The following is a 17992-nucleotide window of genomic DNA, read 5'->3' as shown; positions in this document are numbered from 1 at the left end:
GCCAAGGGCCGTTGCCACCACCACCCGCATGCCATGGGCACCTCCTCGCCATGCGGGTGGAGCGAAGGTGACACGGCCCTGGCGGGCGGCTTTTTGCCGGGTGAATCGATCTGTCAGACTCCGCTACAAGCCGAAGAAAAATCAGTCAAATTGGCCGATAGCGCCGCAGATAAAGCGCAAGCAGCTATCAAAGCAATAGCAATCAGCGCAAGGCTGGATGCTGCATCAGGCCTTGCGCACGCCCTGGCTGGCCGTCGCAAACGCTGCGGTCAGGGTCAAAAACTCCTTGCCCCCCACGGTGCCATCGCGGTTGCCCGCCTGGTCCATCACCTGCATCAGGCTTTGCGACAACGCCGAGCCCGATTCCGTGCCCTGGGTGTTGGCCAGCCCTTTCAAAAACTCATCCTGCGAGATCGAGCCGTCCTTGTTGGCGTCCAGACCGGCCGTGATTTGCTCTTTCTGCGCCTCGGTCGCGCCAAACTGTGTGAGCAGGGACTGGAAATCTTCCTTGGACACTGCCTTGCCAGAACTGTTGGCGGTGCCTGCAGTGCTTGCCAGCGTGGTGCTGGCGGCGGCTGCCTTCTGCGCCGCATTGCCTGCGGCACCTGCCAGGGGCTGTGCCTCGGCACTGAGCTTGAGCACCGAGGCCGGGCCTGCGTTGGTAGAGCTGGACGATGAGGACTGCGCAGAAGCAGTAGAAGCAGCGGCAGACGACGACCGGTTGGACGTCGCATTGAAAATGAATGAGGCCACCGAGGCCAAGCCGGAAACGAGAGGGGTCATTGCCTTGCACTCCTTTGGCTCGCAACGAAGTGCCCTGCCCGGTGGCAGGACGCATTGCGTGCCCATGGTGCAAGGGTAGACGGCTTGCTGCGATCCCATATCGCGGATAACACGGCAGAAAACCGGCCAATCCTGGCTGTATGGGGCAAATCACCGCAGCCCCACGGGGGCCAAAAAGTAAAAGCCAGGGCTCAAGGCCAGGGTGTCAGGATCTCGTACCCCGTCTCCGTGACCGCCACCATGTGTTCCCACTGGGCAGACAGCGACCGGTCGCGCGTCACCACCGTCCAGCCATCGGCCAGCTCCTTGGTTTCGCGCTTGCCAGCGTTGATCATGGGCTCGATGGTGAACACCATGCCCGGCTCCAGCACCAGCCCCTGGCCGCGCTGGCCGTAGTGCAGCACCTGCGGCTCTTCGTGGTAAGTCTTGCCAATGCCGTGGCCGCAATACTCGCGCACCACACTGAAGCGCTCACGGTGCGCCACGGTCTGTATGGCATAGCCCACATCGCCCAGCGTAGCGCCGGGTTTGACCTGTGCAATGCCTGCCAGCATGGCTTCGAGCGTGGTGTCTACTAGTCGGCGGGCCTGCGGGTTCACCTCGCCCACCAGATACATGCGGCTGGTATCGCCGTACCAGCCGTCCTTGATGACGGCCACGTCAATGTTCAGGATGTCCCCATCGCGCAGCACCTGGCTGGGCGACGGAATGCCGTGGCACACCACATGGTTGGAGGACGTGCAGATCGTCTTCGGAAACCCGAGGTACCCCACATTGGCGGGCACGGCCTTTTGCACGTTGACGATGTAGTCATGGCACAGGCGGTCCAGCGCCTCGGTGGTGACGCCGGGGCGCACATGCTCCGCAATCATGTGCAGCACATCGGCCGCCAGGCGGCCAGCAGCGCGGGCCATGGCAATGTCTGCGGGGGATTTGATGAGGTGGGGCTTCTTCAGCACAGGTCGTGGGCGCGCTCCACAGCGCGCCTCGGAAAAGGAAAGCTGGCAATGGTATGCGCTTGTTGGTGTGGAGGGCAATGCGCGGGCCAGCGCCCCTGGGGTCCGAATGCAACTCGCCGTTGCAAGCCCCTGCTCAAACTGTCGGAAATCTCCCACCCTTGCGCGCGCGGCACACCTGCAAACCAGTGCGTTCCGCCCTCCAACAATCCAACCACCGCAACACAACCATGGACTGTCATGTCGCTCTCACTTCTTCTCCTCATCATCCTGATTCTCATCCTGGTCGGCGCTCTGCCCACCTGGGGCCACAGCCGTTCATGGGGTTACGGGCCCAGCGGCGGCATTGGGCTGGTGGTGCTGATTCTGGTCATCCTGATGCTGATGGGGCGGATATAAAGCCCTGTACATCAAGCCATCAAACCGTTTGGGCTGATGGCGAGGCTGCTCAACGGGCTGCGGCAGGCAGCAGCAGTGCCTTCTGCGCCGCAGCCGTCTCGCGCAAAAAGCCCCAGGTGGCCTGCATGCGCGCCAAGTGCTTGGCCTCGGCGGGCATGCTCATCCAGAAGGTGCGGGTGAATTCCGCATGGCCGGGCAACACGCGGCTCAGCACCGGGTCGCGGTCTGCCAAAAACGCGGGCAGCACCGCCAGCCCTGCCCCGGCGCGCACCGCCTCGTACTGCGCCGTGATGCTGGTGCTGCGAAACGCAAAGCGCTCCGGCTTGTGCAGCGCATCCAGAAACTGCAGTTCCTTCGTGAACAGCAGGTCGTCCACATAGCTCACAAAAGCGTGGTGGCGCAGGTCTTCTGGCGTGCTCACCAGGGGCTTGCGGGCCAGATATTCGCGCTGGCCGTACAGGTACAGCCGGTAATCCGTCAACCGGCTCACCACCACCGATCCCCGCGTGGGCCGCTCTAGCGAAATCACGATATCCGCCTCGCGCCGCGACAGGTGCAGCATGCGCGGCAAGGCCAGCAGGTCAATCGACAGGTGCGGGTGCTTTTGCGTGAGCCGCGCCAGGTGCGGGGCCAGGATCAGCGTGCCAAATCCCTCCGTTGCCCCCACCCGCACTAGGCCAGACGGCCCATCGTGCGCCGTGGGTGCGGCCTGCTCCACGCCCAGCACGGCAGATTCCATGGCTTCCACCGCTGGCAGCAGTACACGCCCGGCTTCGGTCAGCCGGTGGCCCCCGGCCTCGCGTGCAAACAGGGCCGCGCCCATCTGCTTTTCCAGCGTCTGGATGCGGCGCGATACGGTGGTGTGCTCCACTCCCAAGCGCCGGGCGGCCCCAGCCAAAGTACCGTTGCGTGCCAGCTCCAAGTAAAAACGGAAATGATCCCAATCCATAGCTGGAGATTGTGAGTCAAGTACTAAATACCCTGAAATCGATAACTATCGATGGATGCATGGAAAAGCATTATTGAACACTGCAAAAGGGAAATTGTTTTCTTGCACTTTGAGGTTTTTCATGCACACTCGTGCGCTTGAACGCTTCCATCTTTAACAAAAATCAAAGCCTTCCTTGTTTTATGGGATCGGCAACACCTGTCATGAAGTTCTACGCTAAGTGTGTGCAATTGGTTTTGGGTTTAGTGATTGCCAACTCAGCAGCCGCACAATGGGATGTGCCTGCTGGCTCCACTTTTGATTTGGGTGGAGGCTCTATCAACTTGGCGTGCCTTCCTGTCAATGTGGGCGGCACATACAACCTTGGCAACGGTCAAGCCACAGGAGCTGGCGGTCTTCAGGTTCAGGCTGGCGGAGTTTTCAATGCCCAGGGGCAGCTGCAATTGGGGGGAGACTTTGCCAACCAAGGCGCATTCAATGCGGGAACTGGCACCGTGATCATGGATGGCAGCTGTACAGCCGCTAGCACTGTTTCAATTAGTGGGCAAGCCACCTTCAGCAATCTCACACTGTCTTCCACCTCCGGACAGACTTACATGTTCCAGGCAGGGGCAGATATTCTTGTGACAGGTACTCTTACCGTACAAGGGCTACCTGGCCAGCCGGTGCAACTTTCATCGGCCAATGGGTCTCCAGTCGTTATCAGGCTCGCGCCTGGTGCCCAAATCGTGCAGACCAACGCCACACTGACCCAGGTGCACTTGGGAGCACTGCCTGTGGTGACCACCAGCATTCCAACCTTGGGGCATGCAGCCACAGTCCTGCTCAGCCTTTTGCTTCTGGGACTGGCCCATCGGCAACGCAAGTACCGGCGATACCAAAATCATACAAACCATCGAACATCCGTCCTTAAATTTCTCTACATGACAATGAACATCCTATTTTTTGCATCCACCCGCTGGGCACGCTGGGCATGTTTGGTGTTACTCACCGCCTCAGCCCCCGTCATGGCGGCAGATGTCACCATCGCGCCTCCTCCAGGCGGTGGCTTCGTCATCAAAGATTCGGTGAACAATGCAGAGCGTTTTCGTGTTCAGGGCACTGGCGAAGTGGCCATGCCAGCCTTATCAGGTACACCAGCAACCAATGCAGACTTGCTGTGTTTTGATGCTGCTAGTGGTCGATTGGGGCGCTGTGCTTCCGGTGTAGGAACGGGTGCACAGGGGCCTGCAGGGCCTCAGGGGCCTGTAGGCGCTACAGGTCCACAAGGTACGATCGGTCCAGCTGGCCCCCAAGGTCCTGCAGGTCCCCAAGGCCCGGTCGGCGCTACAGGCCCGGCAGGTCCTCAGGGAGCTACAGGTCCAGCAGGGCCTGTAGGAAACACAGGTCCAGTGGGCCCTGTGGGGCCTACAGGCCCCACAGGGCCTCAAGGGCCAGCCGGTACCCTGTCTGCCAATATCTCTCTCATCACAGCTTCAGCGACCGGCTCTGGCCCCAACCCCGACTCTTGCACGGTCAATGCCTGTTGCAACGCGGGCGCCAGTGTCATTGGTGGCGGCCACGGCGGTGGCTCTGGTAAGTCGGGTATCGATGCGGACGGAGTGTATGTAGCCTTGAGCGCGCCAGACCAAGGTGCCGCCTGTGGGACAGGAAGGCAAGGCTGGAGCGTTCGCATTTTGAATTCTTTCCGAGGCGTTGCGGCATCGTGCAATGCATATGCACTCTGCATCCAATGACGAGCATGCATTCAACAGCATCGCCTGCCGAATTGCACTGCAGCCAGCCTCAAGGTTTGCAGGTTCAAGGTATGAGAACAGCGCGCTTGCCTTGGCGGTTTGATACAAGGGCCGCGCTGCAGGAAGTGCAGGCCTTGCCAGAATCCCTGTGGCAAAACCACTTCAACCAGGGCTTTCACGATGGCGGCTGGCAGGCGCTAGCGTTGAGATTTGCTGCTGCAGCGCCTGTAGATATCGTTCCGGTTGATGTACCAGTATCTGCATACGCTGACTCTCCGGTTCTCGAGCAATGCCCTGAATTGCGCGCCATGCTGGACACAATGGCATTGCCATGGAAATCGGTACGCCTGATGCGCCTGCTCCCTTCTGGCGAAATCAAGGAACACACAGACGCCGGTGTTTGCGCTGCCAATGGTGAAGCACGGCTTCACGTGCCCCTGCAAACAGACGAACAAGTCTTCTTTCACGTCGATGGAGACCGCATTCCTTTGCGCGCTGGAGAATGTTGGTACGTGGACGTTTCTCGCCCCCACCGGGTGCGCAATCGTGGTCAACAAGCTCGTATCCACCTAGTTGCAGACGCATTGGTGGACATGCGACTGTATGAAGCCTTTTGTACCAGCGATGCAGGCGAGCCATTGCCCGAGGGACAAGACCCTTGGCAGCATTTTTTGCGGTTCAAAACGTTTGTGGAAGCAGATGCGGAACTGACGCAGCAGCTCTATGAAATCGTAAAAATGGATGAATTTGTGTCCGAATCGCTGCGCATCGGCCGGGCAGCTGGTTTTTATTTTGAAGCGTCAGACGTTGAGTCTGCAATCAAGGCTGGGCGCCGTTCCTGGGTAGAGCAATGGATCATGTGAACTTCAGTGGCTGGCGACCAATTCGTTTTTACATCGCCAACGGACAGGTGATGGTGGACTGGGTGCGCATGCTCGACAAACCGCTGCGCGAGCCGTTTTTCCATAACGACATCCAGAGCCAGATGCAGCGTCCTTTCCACTTGGCATTCAGACGGCAGACGCCGCTCAGCGATCTACTGGCATGGCATGAGCAATCTCCGGGGCTAGACCCTTCACTCGTCATCTTCCATGTGTCGCGCTGCGGCTCCACACTCATCACGCAGGCGTTGGCAGAGAGCCCACACCATCTGCAATTGTCCGAGCCAGCCCCTGTAGATTTCATGCTGCGCCAGGCCTTACCTAGCGGGTTAATCGATAAAAAACAAGTTGTGCAAGCACTGCGCGCATGGACAAGTGCCTGGGCACAGCGTTGCGACAGCACCAGCCCACAGCTCGAATCCATGAGCATCAAACTTGATGCGTGGAACACGGACAAAGCCTCGCTGGTGGCCGAAGCCTGGCCTGACGCACGCTGGTTGTTCCTCACCCGGGAACCGCTGTCAGTGCTGGTGTCGCAAATGCGAGAGCGTGCGTTCTTCCTGGTGCCAGGCACGCTGGGTGCCTGCCTGGATGATCTGAGCATCCAAGAACTGGCCGCCATGCCTCCTGAGCTGTATTGCGCACGGGTGCTTGGTGGCATCTATGCGGCGATGGCTCGGGACTTTGTACTCACACGATCGCTGCTGCTTGATCACGCCGATTTGCCGGGTGCCATTGAAACCCAGGTGCTCTCCCATATGAGCTGGAAGGTCTCAGCAACCGACCAGGAGCGCATGCGCGAACGGGTCACACGGCATGGCAAGCACCCCCACCAAGCCTACGTTTCGGACACAGAAGCCAAGCACAGCATGGCGAACGATCATCTTCAATCATTGAGCGAGCAATGGATTGTCCCCCACTACCAGAGGCTGCAAGAATTGCTAAAGCGACAACGCTCTGGCCTTCTACCGCGCCCCAGTCACCTTGAGGAAGCTCTTCCATGATTGCGCCCCTACATCGGCGTCACTTTATGGCTACGGCCAGTGCGGCAGTTGCCACAAGCACTGCTCTATCGCCAGCAGTACATGCTGCTGTCAACGCAGCACATGCCCCATGTCACATTCTTGGCATTGCCCCCTCATCGCAAAAGTTGCCGCAACTGGCAAGCGACTACCAACGTGGCGTGGAGCTGGGTTTGGCGTTAGCTAACGCACCGCAAGTCAAATTAACCTGGCTGTCTGCCGGCCCGCTGCCAGCAGCGCCCGCCAGAGCAGTCGAGGCCGCCCTCCGACATTGGCCAATCGATGCGGTGATGGGATGGATTCCCCCCTTGCTCGAGAAAAAACTGTCAGCAATCACAGTCAAGGCAGGTGTGCCTCTGTGGATCAGTGACAGTGGTGCCGACATCACCCCCACCACAGAACACCACCCTTTGCGGGTCCGCCACAGCTTGGAGCTGTGTGCTATGGCCTCCGCGCTGGCAGACAAGGTGCATGCGCAGTGCGGCCCCCGCGCATTTCTTTCTATGGGCTGGCATGAGTCTGGGTATGACTTCGTTCAGACCTTCCAGCACCGTTGGCGCTCACTGGGCGGACAAGTCGTGGGGCGTCACGTCGCCGGGTTGCCGGAGCAATCGCAGGAGTTTGATGGTCTGAAACAGGCCATTGCTTTCCAACAACCAGACGTGGTGGTCGCCTTGTTTTCTGGCTCTCAATCACATAGATTCACCCAATGGTGGCAGGCACAATCCGCCCTGGCACGCATCGAATTGGCAGGATTTCCATGGCTTTCTGACGGTATCCCGAACACTCGGATGTGGACGGTGGCAAGCTGGCCTAGCGCAGACACGGCCGATTCAGCCTGGAGGGCTCACTTCGAGAAAGCAGGCCTTGCCTGGACCCCCGGCGCGCTGCTGGGAGCAGAGGCTGGCGCCAGCCTTGGTTCCGCATTGGCGGCCCCGAGTAACAATGCACGCGATCTTTGGGCATCCCTACGGGCGTCGCCATTATCCGGACCTAGAGGAGAACGCCTGTGGGCAACCGCGGCCAGTGACAGCATTGGTACGCTATGGGTAACTGCTGAGCCGCGCAATTTCCGCCATTCCACAGCTTGGCTTCAGTGCCAAGCCTATCCTTCCCTTTCTGCTTCAGCCGCAGCACACAGCGGCTGGACTACAGGCTATTTTTTGACTTGAGAGGAGATCACAATGTCTTCAGCATTCATTGGTGAAATCAGAATGTTTGGTGGTAATTTTGCCCCCAGGAATTGGATGTTTTGCCATGGCCAGATTCTCGCCATCAGCCAAAACCAAGCACTGTTTGCCCTTATTGGCACCATTTATGGCGGCAACGGTACAACCACCTTTGCACTGCCGGACTTGCGCGGCAGAGTCCCCGTGGGCATGGGCCAGGGACCTGGACTCCCTAATGTGACTCAAGGGGAAGTCAGCGGAACCCCAACTCTGACACTCACAACCAACAACTTGCCTGCACATACCCACGTAGTCAGCGGCAATGTCCCTGCATCTTCCAGCATGGGCACGCTAACCAGTCCTGGCGCTGGCGCAATCCCCGCTGCGTCCAACCAGCGCAATGCACAGTATGCTGCCAGCGGCAATGCAGACACGTCCCTGCCCCTATCAAACTTGACTGTAAGTGCCTCGGGGAACAACACACCTATTTCTCTCATGCAACCTTACTTGGGAATGAACTACATCATTTGCTTGAACGGCATCTTCCCATCGAGAAACTGAGCAACTCCACAGCGTAGCAGCAAAGTTAGAAGAGGGTAAACGGCAACGTTTACCCTCTTTTTTTCGCGCACTCTTTCCGTTCCTCAAAAGCTACTTATGTGCAAATACGCACATGAAAAATGCATTTTTTAAATTTTAATGCACACGGATGCACGGGTAATATGCACTGCTGAGCCTGCACCTCGCAGGCGCTTGGCAACACCCGGAGACACACCCATGAACGCACCCACCACCCAGGCCGTGCTGGCCCCCACCGTCAAGCTGCTCATTGGCGGCCAGTTTGTCGAATCCAAAACCACCCAGTGGCGCAACGTGGTGAACCCCGCCACGCAAGAGGTGCTGGCCCGCGTGCCGTTTGCCACGCCTGAGGAAATCAATGCCGCCGTGGCATCGGGCAAAGAGGCGTTCAAGACCTGGAAGAAAACCCCCATCGGCACCCGCGCCCGCATCTTTTTGAAGCTGCAGCAACTCATCCGCGAAAACATGGCCGAGCTGGCTGCGCTGCTGACGGCCGAACAAGGCAAGACCCTGCCGGATGCCGAAGGCGATGTGTTCCGTGGCCTGGAGGTGGTGGAACACGCCGCCGGCATTGGCAACCTGCAACTGGGCGAGCTGGCCAACAACGTGGCCGGTGGCGTAGACACCTACACCGTGATGCAACCCCTGGGCGTGTGCGCGGGCATCACGCCCTTCAACTTCCCGGCCATGATTCCGCTGTGGATGTTCCCCATGGCCATTGCCACGGGCAACACCTTTGTGCTCAAGCCGTCTGAGCAAGACCCCATGGTCACCATGCGCCTGTGCGAGCTGGCGCTGCAAGCGGGCATCCCGCCCGGCGTGCTGAACGTGGTGCATGGCGGTGAAGACGCCGTGAACGCCATTTGCGATCACCCCGATATCAAGGCCATCAGCTTCGTCGGCTCCACCAAGGTGGGCACGCATGTCTACAACCGCGCCAGCCTCAACGGCAAGCGCGTGCAATGCATGATGGGCGCCAAAAACCACGCCATCGTCGCCCCCGATGCCAACAAGGAACAAACCCTGAACGCCCTGGCCGGTGCCGCCTTTGGCGCGGCAGGCCAGCGCTGCATGGCGCTGTCGGTTGTCATTCTGGTGGGCGAATCGCAGAAGTGGATTCCAGACCTGGTGGCCAAGGCCAAGACCCTCAAGGTGAGCGGTGGCACAGAAAAAGGCACCGACGTAGGCCCGCTGATCTCGTGCGCCGCCCGCGACCGCGTGGTGAGCCTGATCGAGCGCGGCATTGCCGACGGTGCCACCCTGGAGCTGGACGGCCGCAACCCGAGCGTGCCCGGCTACGAAAACGGCAACTTCGTGGGCCCCACCATCTTCAGCGGCGTAAAGCCCGGCATGGCCATCTACGACCAGGAGATCTTCGGCCCCGTGCTGTGCCTGGCGGCCGCCGACACGCTGGACGAAGCCATCGAGTTCATCAACGCCAACCCCAACGGCAACGGCACCGCCATCTTCACGCAAAGCGGCGCGGCGGCGCGCAAGTTTCAGGAAGAGATCGACGTGGGCCAGGTCGGCATCAACGTGCCAATCCCAGTGCCCGTGCCCATCTTCTCGTTCACCGGCTCGCGTGCCTCTAAGCTGGGCGACTTGGGGCCCTACGGCAAGCAGGTCGTGATGTTCTACACCCAGACCAAAACCGTGACGGCGCGCTGGTTTGACGACAGCACGGTGAGCCAGGGTGTGAACACCACGATTAGTTTGAAGTGACATCCCCCTGAGGCGCTGCGCGCCTTCCCCCTTCTCTCGCGCTTTGCGCGGGAAGGGGGACACCACCCGTGCCTGAACCTCTGGATGGCGGCCCTTGCACGGTGGCACTGGCCTCGCGCCGCGCCGGTTTCGGCGGTAGCGGGCGGTGGTAAAAGCAGGGCATGCAAACTTATCTGACAACGATACGAGGATGGTCCATGGTCTTCGGTACTGCGTGCGTGATGCTGATGGGCGCCCAAGCGCACGCCCAGGCTGGTGCCGCCTGCAGACCCACGGGCACCGTGGCCGAGGTCAATGCCTGCACGGTGCAAGACTTTCAGGCGGCAGACACCACCATCCAGATCCTCTACGAAGACGTGATGCGCGCCCTCTCGGCCCACGAACGCCCGCAACTGCGGCAAGAACATTCCGCCTGGGTGCGCGAGCGCACGGTGCAATGCAAGCGCGAGACGCAAGCCACCGAAACCCAGCCCGAAGGCCCGCGTCTGTACCACCAATGCCTCACGCGCAAAACACAAGAGCGCCGCAAAGGCCTGATGCGCTGGCTGAGCAACGACAGCCCAGCCAAGCCCTGAAGCCTTGACGCCCCATTCACCCAAAGCCCCACAACAAGACAAGAGACAACGCCATGGACTTTGAGCTGACCGAAGAACAACGCGCCTTTGCCCAAACCGCCCGCGACTTTGCCCTGGCCGAGCTGGCCCCGCACGCGGCCGAGTGGGATGCCGAAGGCATCTTCCCCAAAGAAGCGATAGCCAAAGCAGGCGAGCTGGGCTTTTGCGGCCTGTACGCCCCAGAAAACGCTGGCGGCCTCGCCCTGCCCCGCCTGGACGCCACACTGGTCTTTGAAGAAATGGCGGCCGTCGACCCCAGCACCACCGCCTTCATCACCATCCACAACATGGCCACCTGGATGCTGGGCACCTGGGCGCAGCCCGCCGTGCGTGACCACTGGGGCCCGCTGCTCACCACCGGGCAAAAGCTGGCCAGCTACTGCCTGACCGAACCCGGCGCGGGCTCAGATGCCGCCTCGCTCAAAACCCGGGCCGAGTTGGTGGGCAGTGAATACGTCATCAACGGCAGCAAGGCCTTCATCAGCGGCGCGGGCAGCACCGATGTGCTGGTGCTCATGGCGCGCACGGGCGATGCGCAATCTGGCGCCAGCGGCATCAGCGCCTTTGCCGTGCCTGCCGACACGCCCGGCATCACCTACGGCAAAAAAGAACACAAGATGGGCTGGAACAGCCAGCCCACCCGCACCATCAGCTTTGACAACGTGCGCATCCCTGCCAACCACCTGCTGGGGCAAGAAGGCGAAGGCTTCAAGATTGCCATGAAGGGGCTGGACGGCGGGCGCATCAACATCGCCACCTGCTCCGTCGGCGCTGCCCAGGGCGCACTCACCCAGGCGCAGCAATACATGCAAGACCGCAAGCAGTTTGGCAAAAGCATTGCCAGCTTCCAGGCCCTGCAGTTCAAGCTGGCCGACATGGCCACGGACCTCGTCGCCGCTCGCCAAATGGTGCGCCTGGCCGCCAGCAAGCTCGACGCCGGGGCCCGCGACGCCACCACCTACTGCGCCATGGCCAAACGCTTTGCCACCGATGCAGGCTTTAACGTGGTGAACGAAGCCCTGCAACTGCACGGTGGCTACGGCTACATCCGCGAATACCCGCTAGAGCGCCTGCTGCGCGACGCCCGCGTGCACCAGATTCTGGAAGGCACCAACGAAATCATGCGCGTCATCATCGCCCGCCGCATGCTGGATGGGGACGCGCCGGAGGTGATTCGGTAATACCCCACAAAATTAGACACATGACCAAACCGCTTGTTCGATACAAACCACTGCCCCGCTTCGAAGAAACCTCCTTGTCCCAATGTCCAGCATGTCAATCGGAGAATCTGCAAGCGGGACACATCAACATGGGCGAAGGCGGCGGTGAATTTATCCCAGCCGGCTACAAGTGGAAGTTCTTCAGATCGTCTTATGGCGTCCCGATTCATTCATGCAAATTTCAAATGTGCAATGACTGCGGTTTGCTTTTCCGGCACGAAGACCCGCGTGCGCTTCGGTACTACATAGACCGTAACGCAAAGACCTGAACAAACCATGCCCGCCCGCCCCCTCAGCGACGAAACCCTGCACCTCATCGACGCCCTGCGCACGGCCCTGGCACAGCGCAGCGATGTGGACGAGCGCACCATGTTTGGCTGCTACTGCTTCTTTGTGGATGGCAAGCTGTGCGTGGGCGTGAAGGGTGAAGAACTGCTGGTGCGCCTTCCGCCTGATCGGCATGGCGAGTTTCAAGAGATGCAGAACACCCGCGAACTCTCGCCTGGCGGGGGCATGCAAGGCTACTTTTGGGTGGAACCCAACGGCTATGCCACTCGCGCGCAGTGGCGCTTTTGGCTGGACGAAGCACTGGCCTACAACCCGCATGCCAAGGCATCGCCGCGCCGCAAGCCCGCTGCATCCAAAACAGTGGCGAGTACAGCGTCCAAGGCAACGGCCAAAAAGACAGCCACCATGCCGAAGGGGCCATCAGGAAAAGCGGCCAAAGCAGGCAAACGGCACAGCATCTTTGACGAGGACGGCTGATGCTCTGCGTTAAGAACCAAATCAGCCCTTGGCGCTTATCCATCAAGCGCAAGCAGCTACCAATTCAATAGCAAATCATCTTTCACCTCAGATCGACCACAGGAGACAACACATGAAAATCGCATTCATCGGCCTTGGCAACATGGGCGGCCCCATGGCACACAACCTGCACAAGGCGGGCCACGAAGTGCGCGCGTTTGATCTCTCCCAACCCGCCCGCGACAAGCTGGCCGCGGACGGCGTGCCCATCGCCGCCGACGCCAAGGCTGCTGTGCAGGGGGCCGAGGTGGTCATCAGCATGCTGCCCGCCAGCCAGCATGTGGAAGGCTTGTTTTTAGGCGCGGGCGACCTGCTGGCCCAGTTGCCCGCAGGCACGCTGGTGATTGACTGCTCCACCATCGCAGCCGCCACCTCCCGCAAAGTGGCTGAGGCCGCCCAAGCCAAAGGCGTGGCCTTTATCGACGCGCCCGTGTCCGGCGGCACCGGCGGGGCCATCGCAGGCACGCTCACCTTCATGGTGGGCGGCGATGCAGCCGACCTGGAACGCGCCCGCCCCGTGCTCGAAAAAATGGGGGCCAACATCTTCCACGCAGGCGCCGTGGGCGCAGGCCAGACGGCCAAGATCTGCAACAACATGCTGCTGGGCATCTTGATGGCAGGCACCAGCGAGGCCATTGCCCTGGGCGTGGCCAACGGCCTCGACCCCAAGGTGCTTAGCGAAATCATGCGCCGCAGCTCGGGCGGCAACTGGGCGCTGGAGAAGTACAACCCCTTCCCTGGCGTGATGGAAACCGCGCCCGCCAGCAAAGGCTATGCGGGCGGGTTTGGTACGGACCTGATGCTCAAGGATTTAGGCTTGGCGCAAGAGAACGCAATGGCGGTGAAGGCGGCCACGCCGCTGGGGGGCATGGCTCGCAATTTGTATGCGGCGCACAGCTTGGCGGGGCATGGGGGGCTGGATTTTTCCAGCATTATTAAGATGGTGCTAAAGAGCTAATTAGGTGCTCTTTTAAAAAGCGCCAGCAGCTGCGGGCGCTTTTTAATATCGCCGAAGAAAATTAGTCAAAACGCCTCAGGCAAAGACTGACTGTCAAATGGCGTCGCGCAGTCCAGCGGCCCTGGATCCTTCACAGTTCCTGTCCAGTGAGTTGTTTTGTGTGAGTCTTGACGTGAGGAGCAGTTCAATCCCGCTTCCAGGATTGGTTTCAGTGCAAACGCTACAAAATTTAAGGTGTCATCTCCCGGCACAGGACAATCGCGTACAAAAATCTGGACAACTTGCTTACTCTGTCGTTCAATCTGTGAGATTGTTTGAGTATGTTATTTTGAATTGGTTAGTAGCATCATCAAGCATGAAAAAATACCAGTTCATAGTTCACCTGCAACTCTGCGCAAGACGTCCAAAAATATTATGACTAAAAGATTGAAAATTCTAATGAGATCAAAACAAAATATAACACTGGATTATATTTATAGATCTTTAATTTTTCCTCATTTTAACAAAAAACCCCTATCTCTCGGATTTTTGAGATTATTATTTTTTGTAATTTCAATTCTCTCGAGTGCGCAAAATGCATTCGCGGTCAATCCCGATCCAGGGTGCTCATTTGGCTTCAGTGCAACAAAAACTGGGATAACTTCTTACAGTCTAACTGGCTCAACTTTAACCAGTTGCGATCCAACCGGCGCTGGGTATTTTGAAGATGCTCTTGGCAACAAAACTGCTGGCTCTCCGATCACCACATCTAGCGGTGCAGAAGTTTTTATTAACGACGCCAACCCAGCACACTGGACGCTGGACTATTATCCAGTCGGAAATTATATCGGAAACGATACGCTAATTTTCTATACTTATAATCCTAGCATCTCTAACTTCCAAATAAACACCGCGACTATCCAAGTACGGTCGTCAATAACCTACTCTCCCTCTAATCCATCATCCGCAACAGTAGGTGTAGTCTATAACCAGTCCATTGCCACGCCAGTGAGTGGAGGAACTGTTCCTTATACATACTCGCTAGCTTCAGGCAGCCTGCCCACTGGGATCACATTGTTGAGTAATGGCACTCTCTCCGGTACTCCGACGGCAGGAGGCGTATTTAATTTTGTCGCCAAAGTAACTGACAGCAGTGCAAGCCCAGGGCCCGACAACACCACGAGTGGGATGCTCTCCCTTAATGTGTCCGCTCCCACGATTGCATATGCACCTGCTAGCCCTGCCGGAGCAACTGTTGGTGTTGCTTATAGCCAGTCTATAGCCGGCGCAAGTGGCGGTACAAGTCCATATACGTACACAAGGACTAGTGGTAGTTTGCCTCCAGGCATCACATTGGCGAGCAACGGCCTTCTGTCAGGCACTCCGACTGCTGGTGGTTCTTATAGCTTTGTGGTCACGGCGACGGACAGTACGAGCGGCACGGGCCCGTACAGTCAGTCCAGCTCTTTGCTCACCATGACTGTTGCCGCACCATCGCTTACTTACGCTCCGTCTAGTCCAACTGCGGGCTCCGTTGCCACGGCTTACAGCCAGTCTTTGGCGGGGGCAGGCGGCGGTACTGCGCCTTACACCTATGCTGTCACAGCTGGCAGTTTACCTGCTGGCCTATCACTGGCGAGCAACGGCACCCTTTCAGGGACCCCGACAGCAGGCGGCATATTCAATTTCACTGTTACCGCGACCGACAGCAGCACTGGTACTGGGCCATATAGCAGCAGTTCTTCATTGTCACTGACGATTGCTGCAGCGACAGTCACCTATGCACCACCCAGCCCCACATCCGGTACCGCAGCGGTGCCGTACAGTCAGTCGCTGTCCGGTGCAAGCGGTGGCACAGCGCCGTATGGCTACGCCATTACCTCCGGTAGTTTGCCAGCTGGCTTGAGTCTGGCGAGCAACGGGACACTGGCGGGCACCCCGACCTCAACCGGAAATTTCAGCTTTGTCGTGACTGCAACAGACAGTAGTACTGGCACAGGCCCATACACTCGCAGCAGTAGTTTGTTGGCTCTGACAATCGGCGCACCCACAATTTCGCTTGCTCCGGCATCTTTAACTGCGGCTACCGTTGGTGTTTCTACCAGTCAGACCATCACTGCCAGCAGTGGCACGGGTCCCTACACCTATGCCGTGACGGCGGGCGTGCTACCTGCTGGCGTGACACTTTCCTCTTCGGGAGTGCTGTTTGGGACGCCTACCGCTGGCGGTACATATAACTTCACCGTGACTGGGACTGACAGTACAACTGGTACTGGCAGCCCCTTCACCGGTAGTCGCGCATACACACTCGTTGTGAATGCGCCAACAATCAGTGTTTCGCCAGCGTCGCTCGGCGCAGTATCGGCGGGGGCAGCTTTCAATGGGAGTATCTCTGCGGGCGGTGGAATCAGTGCTTACAGCTATGCAGTCACCGCTGGCAGTTTACCGCCCGGTATCAGCCTTAGTTCTTCAGGGGTGCTAAGCGGCGCGGCAACCACTGTGGGGAGCTACAACTTCACCGTTACAGCGACGGACAGTTCAACAGGATCTGGCCCTTATACAGGCAGCCGCGCCTACAGCTGGACGGTGAACGTTCCTAATTTGACGATCAGCCCGGTGTCAGGTAGCAATCTGTCTGGCTCGGCGCTGACTGCCTATAGCCAAACCTTTACCACCAACGGAGGTAATAGTCCGTATGCCTACGGAATATCAATTAACTCCGGATCCATTCCGACGGGTTTATCTTTTTCAACAAGTACTGGGGTGCTCTCTGGAACACCGACCTCCAGCGGTACCGTCAATTTCACAGTCACAGTTACTGATTCCACTTCTGGAGCGGGTGCGCCCTTTTCGGCATCTGCGACGTATAACCTTACCATCGGCGCTCCCACAGTTGTGGTGGGTCCCTCTGGCGGCCTGCCCAATCCGGTGATCAGTGCTGCATATAGCCAAATCTTTACTGCCAGCGGTGCGACAACGCCTTATTCATATATAGTCTCCGCAGGTGCATTACCTGCTGGTTTAACGCTGTCTACTGGTGGAGCGCTTTCGGGTGTGCCGACGGCCACTGGAACATTTAACTTCACTGTGCAAGCCACCGATGCAAACAGTTTCGCCGGCACCAGAGCGTACTCAGTGACAATCGCTGCACCATCTCTCGCACTTACGCCTGCTTCCCTTCCCAATGGCAATGTGGGAACGTCCTATGCGCAGTCAGTCACTGCCAGTGGAGGTACGGCACCTTATAGTTTTGCAATAACTTCAGGAAACTTACCTGCCGGTCTTACGCTTGATACATCCAACGGGACGATCTCAGGCACTCCCTCTTCGGTAAATACCCACAATTTCACCCTCACAGTCACCGATAGCACTACGGGTACAGGGGCGCCTTTCACAGCGAGTAGGGCTTATTCCCTCGCAATTGCGCCCAGTGTTAACGCCAATCTATCAGCGTTAGTACTTTCTAATGGTGCGCTCAGTCCGACTTTTGCTCCCACCACTCTGGGATACACGGCTCAGGTGGCAAATGGTGTAACGACACTCATCGTTACACCAACTACGGCAGATACGGGTGCTACGGCCACGGTTAATGGAACCACTGCGTCAACACCGATTTCATTGGCAGTGGGTGCAAATGCTATCGCAGTAACTGTTACTGCTCCTGATGGCGTAACCATCAAGACATATACCGTCATGGTTACCCGCGCAGGCTTGCAAACTGCAACAGGTTTGGGCACAACGTTAAGTATTGCAAATCCCAGCACTGCCTGCACCCTAACGAATACGCAGTTCACCCCTAGAGCTGGGCTTCCTGGGCCGCAGCAGTCCACGCTGCCTGCTGGTTATGCCTACCTCTACCCTGCTGTAGATTTCAAGGCGGAACAGTGCTCATCGGGTAGTGATTTGCAAGTTACATTCACCTTTTCTGGTGTCATACCAAGCAATGCAGTTTTGCTGAAATATGATGCGACAACCAATCCACCTTGGCAATCCTTCACGCCCAGCTCTATTGCTGGAAATCAGGTCACTTACACGATTCATGATGGCGGACCGTTAGATGGCGACAAAGCGGTTAATGGAGAGTTCGTTGACCCCGTGATTCTAGGAGTGCCTGCAGTTTCAGCGCAGAGTATTCCAACGCTAGATCGCTGGGCATTGTTAATGCTGGCATGCGCCATGTTGGCTATGGCTGGGTGGCGCCTTCGCCATCGATAGGTCGAA

At 58.4% G+C, this 17992-nt stretch carries 14 protein-coding genes; 11 read left to right on the top strand and 3 right to left on the bottom strand.

What is annotated here, in order from left to right:
- Positions 1-225 precede the first annotated feature (225 nt).
- Positions 226-783, bottom strand: coding sequence for an EF-hand domain-containing protein (locus AACH87_RS11285; protein ID WP_338794522.1), 558 nt, complete (start codon positions 781-783; stop codon positions 226-228).
- A 191-nt stretch (positions 784-974) separates the two neighbouring features.
- Positions 975-1742 carry a type I methionyl aminopeptidase gene (gene map, locus AACH87_RS11280; protein WP_338794521.1) on the bottom strand — a complete coding sequence of 256 codons (768 nt, stop codon included), beginning with the start codon at positions 1740-1742 and terminating at the stop codon, positions 975-977.
- Between the two features lie 237 nt (positions 1743-1979).
- On the opposite strand from map, the gene AACH87_RS11275 reads away from it, so the two are divergent.
- The gene (locus AACH87_RS11275) at positions 1980-2138 is read left to right on the top strand and encodes a DUF3309 domain-containing protein (protein ID WP_338794520.1); all 159 of its coding nucleotides are present in this window, start codon (positions 1980-1982) and stop codon (positions 2136-2138) included.
- Between the two features lie 49 nt (positions 2139-2187).
- Here AACH87_RS11275 and AACH87_RS11270 read toward each other — a convergent pair whose 3' ends face one another.
- A complete protein-coding gene (locus AACH87_RS11270) occupies positions 2188-3087 on the bottom strand; it encodes a LysR family transcriptional regulator (protein ID WP_338794519.1) in 900 nt (299 codons plus the stop codon).
- Positions 3088-4828: 1741 nt separating this feature from the next.
- Here AACH87_RS11270 and AACH87_RS11265 point away from each other — a divergent pair.
- From AACH87_RS11265 to AACH87_RS11220, 10 genes are all read left to right on the top strand, one after another.
- Positions 4829-5686 carry an aspartyl/asparaginyl beta-hydroxylase domain-containing protein gene (locus tag AACH87_RS11265; RefSeq protein ID WP_338794518.1) on the top strand — a complete coding sequence of 286 codons (858 nt, stop codon included), beginning with the start codon at positions 4829-4831 and terminating at the stop codon, positions 5684-5686.
- Complete coding sequence (locus AACH87_RS11260; protein WP_338794517.1) at positions 5674-6708, top strand: sulfotransferase family protein; 1035 nt, start codon at positions 5674-5676, stop codon at positions 6706-6708. The genes AACH87_RS11265 and AACH87_RS11260 overlap by 13 nt, the downstream gene beginning before the upstream one ends.
- Complete coding sequence (locus AACH87_RS11255) at positions 6705-7898, top strand: hypothetical protein (protein WP_338794516.1); 1194 nt, start codon at positions 6705-6707, stop codon at positions 7896-7898. The genes AACH87_RS11260 and AACH87_RS11255 overlap by 4 nt, the downstream gene beginning before the upstream one ends.
- 12 nt (positions 7899-7910) lie before the next feature.
- Positions 7911-8456: a tail fiber protein gene (locus AACH87_RS11250; RefSeq protein ID WP_338794515.1), complete on the top strand. Its 546-nt coding sequence runs from the start codon at positions 7911-7913 to the stop codon at positions 8454-8456.
- A 216-nt stretch (positions 8457-8672) separates the two neighbouring features.
- A complete protein-coding gene (locus AACH87_RS11245; RefSeq protein ID WP_338794514.1) occupies positions 8673-10196 on the top strand; it encodes a CoA-acylating methylmalonate-semialdehyde dehydrogenase in 1524 nt (507 codons plus the stop codon).
- A 197-nt stretch (positions 10197-10393) separates the two neighbouring features.
- Complete coding sequence (locus AACH87_RS11240) at positions 10394-10771, top strand: lysozyme inhibitor LprI family protein (RefSeq protein ID WP_338794512.1); 378 nt, start codon at positions 10394-10396, stop codon at positions 10769-10771.
- A gap of 53 nt (positions 10772-10824) precedes the next feature.
- On the top strand, positions 10825-11991 hold the full coding sequence (locus tag AACH87_RS11235) for an acyl-CoA dehydrogenase family protein (protein ID WP_338794511.1): 1167 nt from the start codon (positions 10825-10827) through the stop codon (positions 11989-11991).
- 315 nt (positions 11992-12306) lie between these two features.
- Positions 12307-12795, top strand: a complete 489-nt coding sequence (locus AACH87_RS11230; protein ID WP_338794509.1) for a TfoX/Sxy family protein — start codon at positions 12307-12309, stop codon at positions 12793-12795.
- A 91-nt stretch (positions 12796-12886) separates the two neighbouring features.
- On the top strand, positions 12887-13792 hold the full coding sequence (gene mmsB, locus AACH87_RS11225; protein WP_338798932.1) for a 3-hydroxyisobutyrate dehydrogenase: 906 nt from the start codon (positions 12887-12889) through the stop codon (positions 13790-13792).
- A 333-nt stretch (positions 13793-14125) separates the two neighbouring features.
- Positions 14126-17986 carry an IPTL-CTERM sorting domain-containing protein gene (locus AACH87_RS11220; RefSeq protein ID WP_338794508.1) on the top strand — a complete coding sequence of 1287 codons (3861 nt, stop codon included), beginning with the start codon at positions 14126-14128 and terminating at the stop codon, positions 17984-17986.
- The last annotated feature ends 6 nt before the right edge of the window (positions 17987-17992 follow it).

Origin of the sequence: Acidovorax sp. DW039, assembly GCF_037101375.1 — a bacterium.
Classification (GTDB): Bacteria; Pseudomonadota; Gammaproteobacteria; order Burkholderiales; family Burkholderiaceae_C; genus Acidovorax.
This window is presented reverse-complemented; position numbering and strand designations above follow the sequence as displayed.

Bases quoted from the DNA above. Each gene is read 5' to 3' on its own strand.
- AACH87_RS11285 (WP_338794522.1), bottom strand. From the start codon at position 783: ATGACCCCTCTCGTTTCCGGCTTGGCCTCGGTGGCCTCATTCATTTTC.
- AACH87_RS11275 (WP_338794520.1), top strand. From the start codon at position 1,980: ATGTCGCTCTCACTTCTTCTCCTCATCATCCTGATTCTCATCCTGGTC.
- AACH87_RS11270 (WP_338794519.1), bottom strand. From the start codon at position 3,087: ATGGATTGGGATCATTTCCGTTTTTACTTGGAGCTGGCACGCAACGGT.
- AACH87_RS11265 (WP_338794518.1), top strand. From the start codon at position 4,829: ATGCATTCAACAGCATCGCCTGCCGAATTGCACTGCAGCCAGCCTCAA.
- AACH87_RS11260 (WP_338794517.1), top strand. From the start codon at position 5,674: ATGGATCATGTGAACTTCAGTGGCTGGCGACCAATTCGTTTTTACATC.
- AACH87_RS11255 (WP_338794516.1), top strand. From the start codon at position 6,705: ATGATTGCGCCCCTACATCGGCGTCACTTTATGGCTACGGCCAGTGCG.
- AACH87_RS11250 (WP_338794515.1), top strand. From the start codon at position 7,911: ATGTCTTCAGCATTCATTGGTGAAATCAGAATGTTTGGTGGTAATTTT.
- AACH87_RS11245 (WP_338794514.1), top strand. From the start codon at position 8,673: ATGAACGCACCCACCACCCAGGCCGTGCTGGCCCCCACCGTCAAGCTG.
- AACH87_RS11240 (WP_338794512.1), top strand. From the start codon at position 10,394: ATGGTCTTCGGTACTGCGTGCGTGATGCTGATGGGCGCCCAAGCGCAC.
- AACH87_RS11235 (WP_338794511.1), top strand. From the start codon at position 10,825: ATGGACTTTGAGCTGACCGAAGAACAACGCGCCTTTGCCCAAACCGCC.
- AACH87_RS11230 (WP_338794509.1), top strand. From the start codon at position 12,307: ATGCCCGCCCGCCCCCTCAGCGACGAAACCCTGCACCTCATCGACGCC.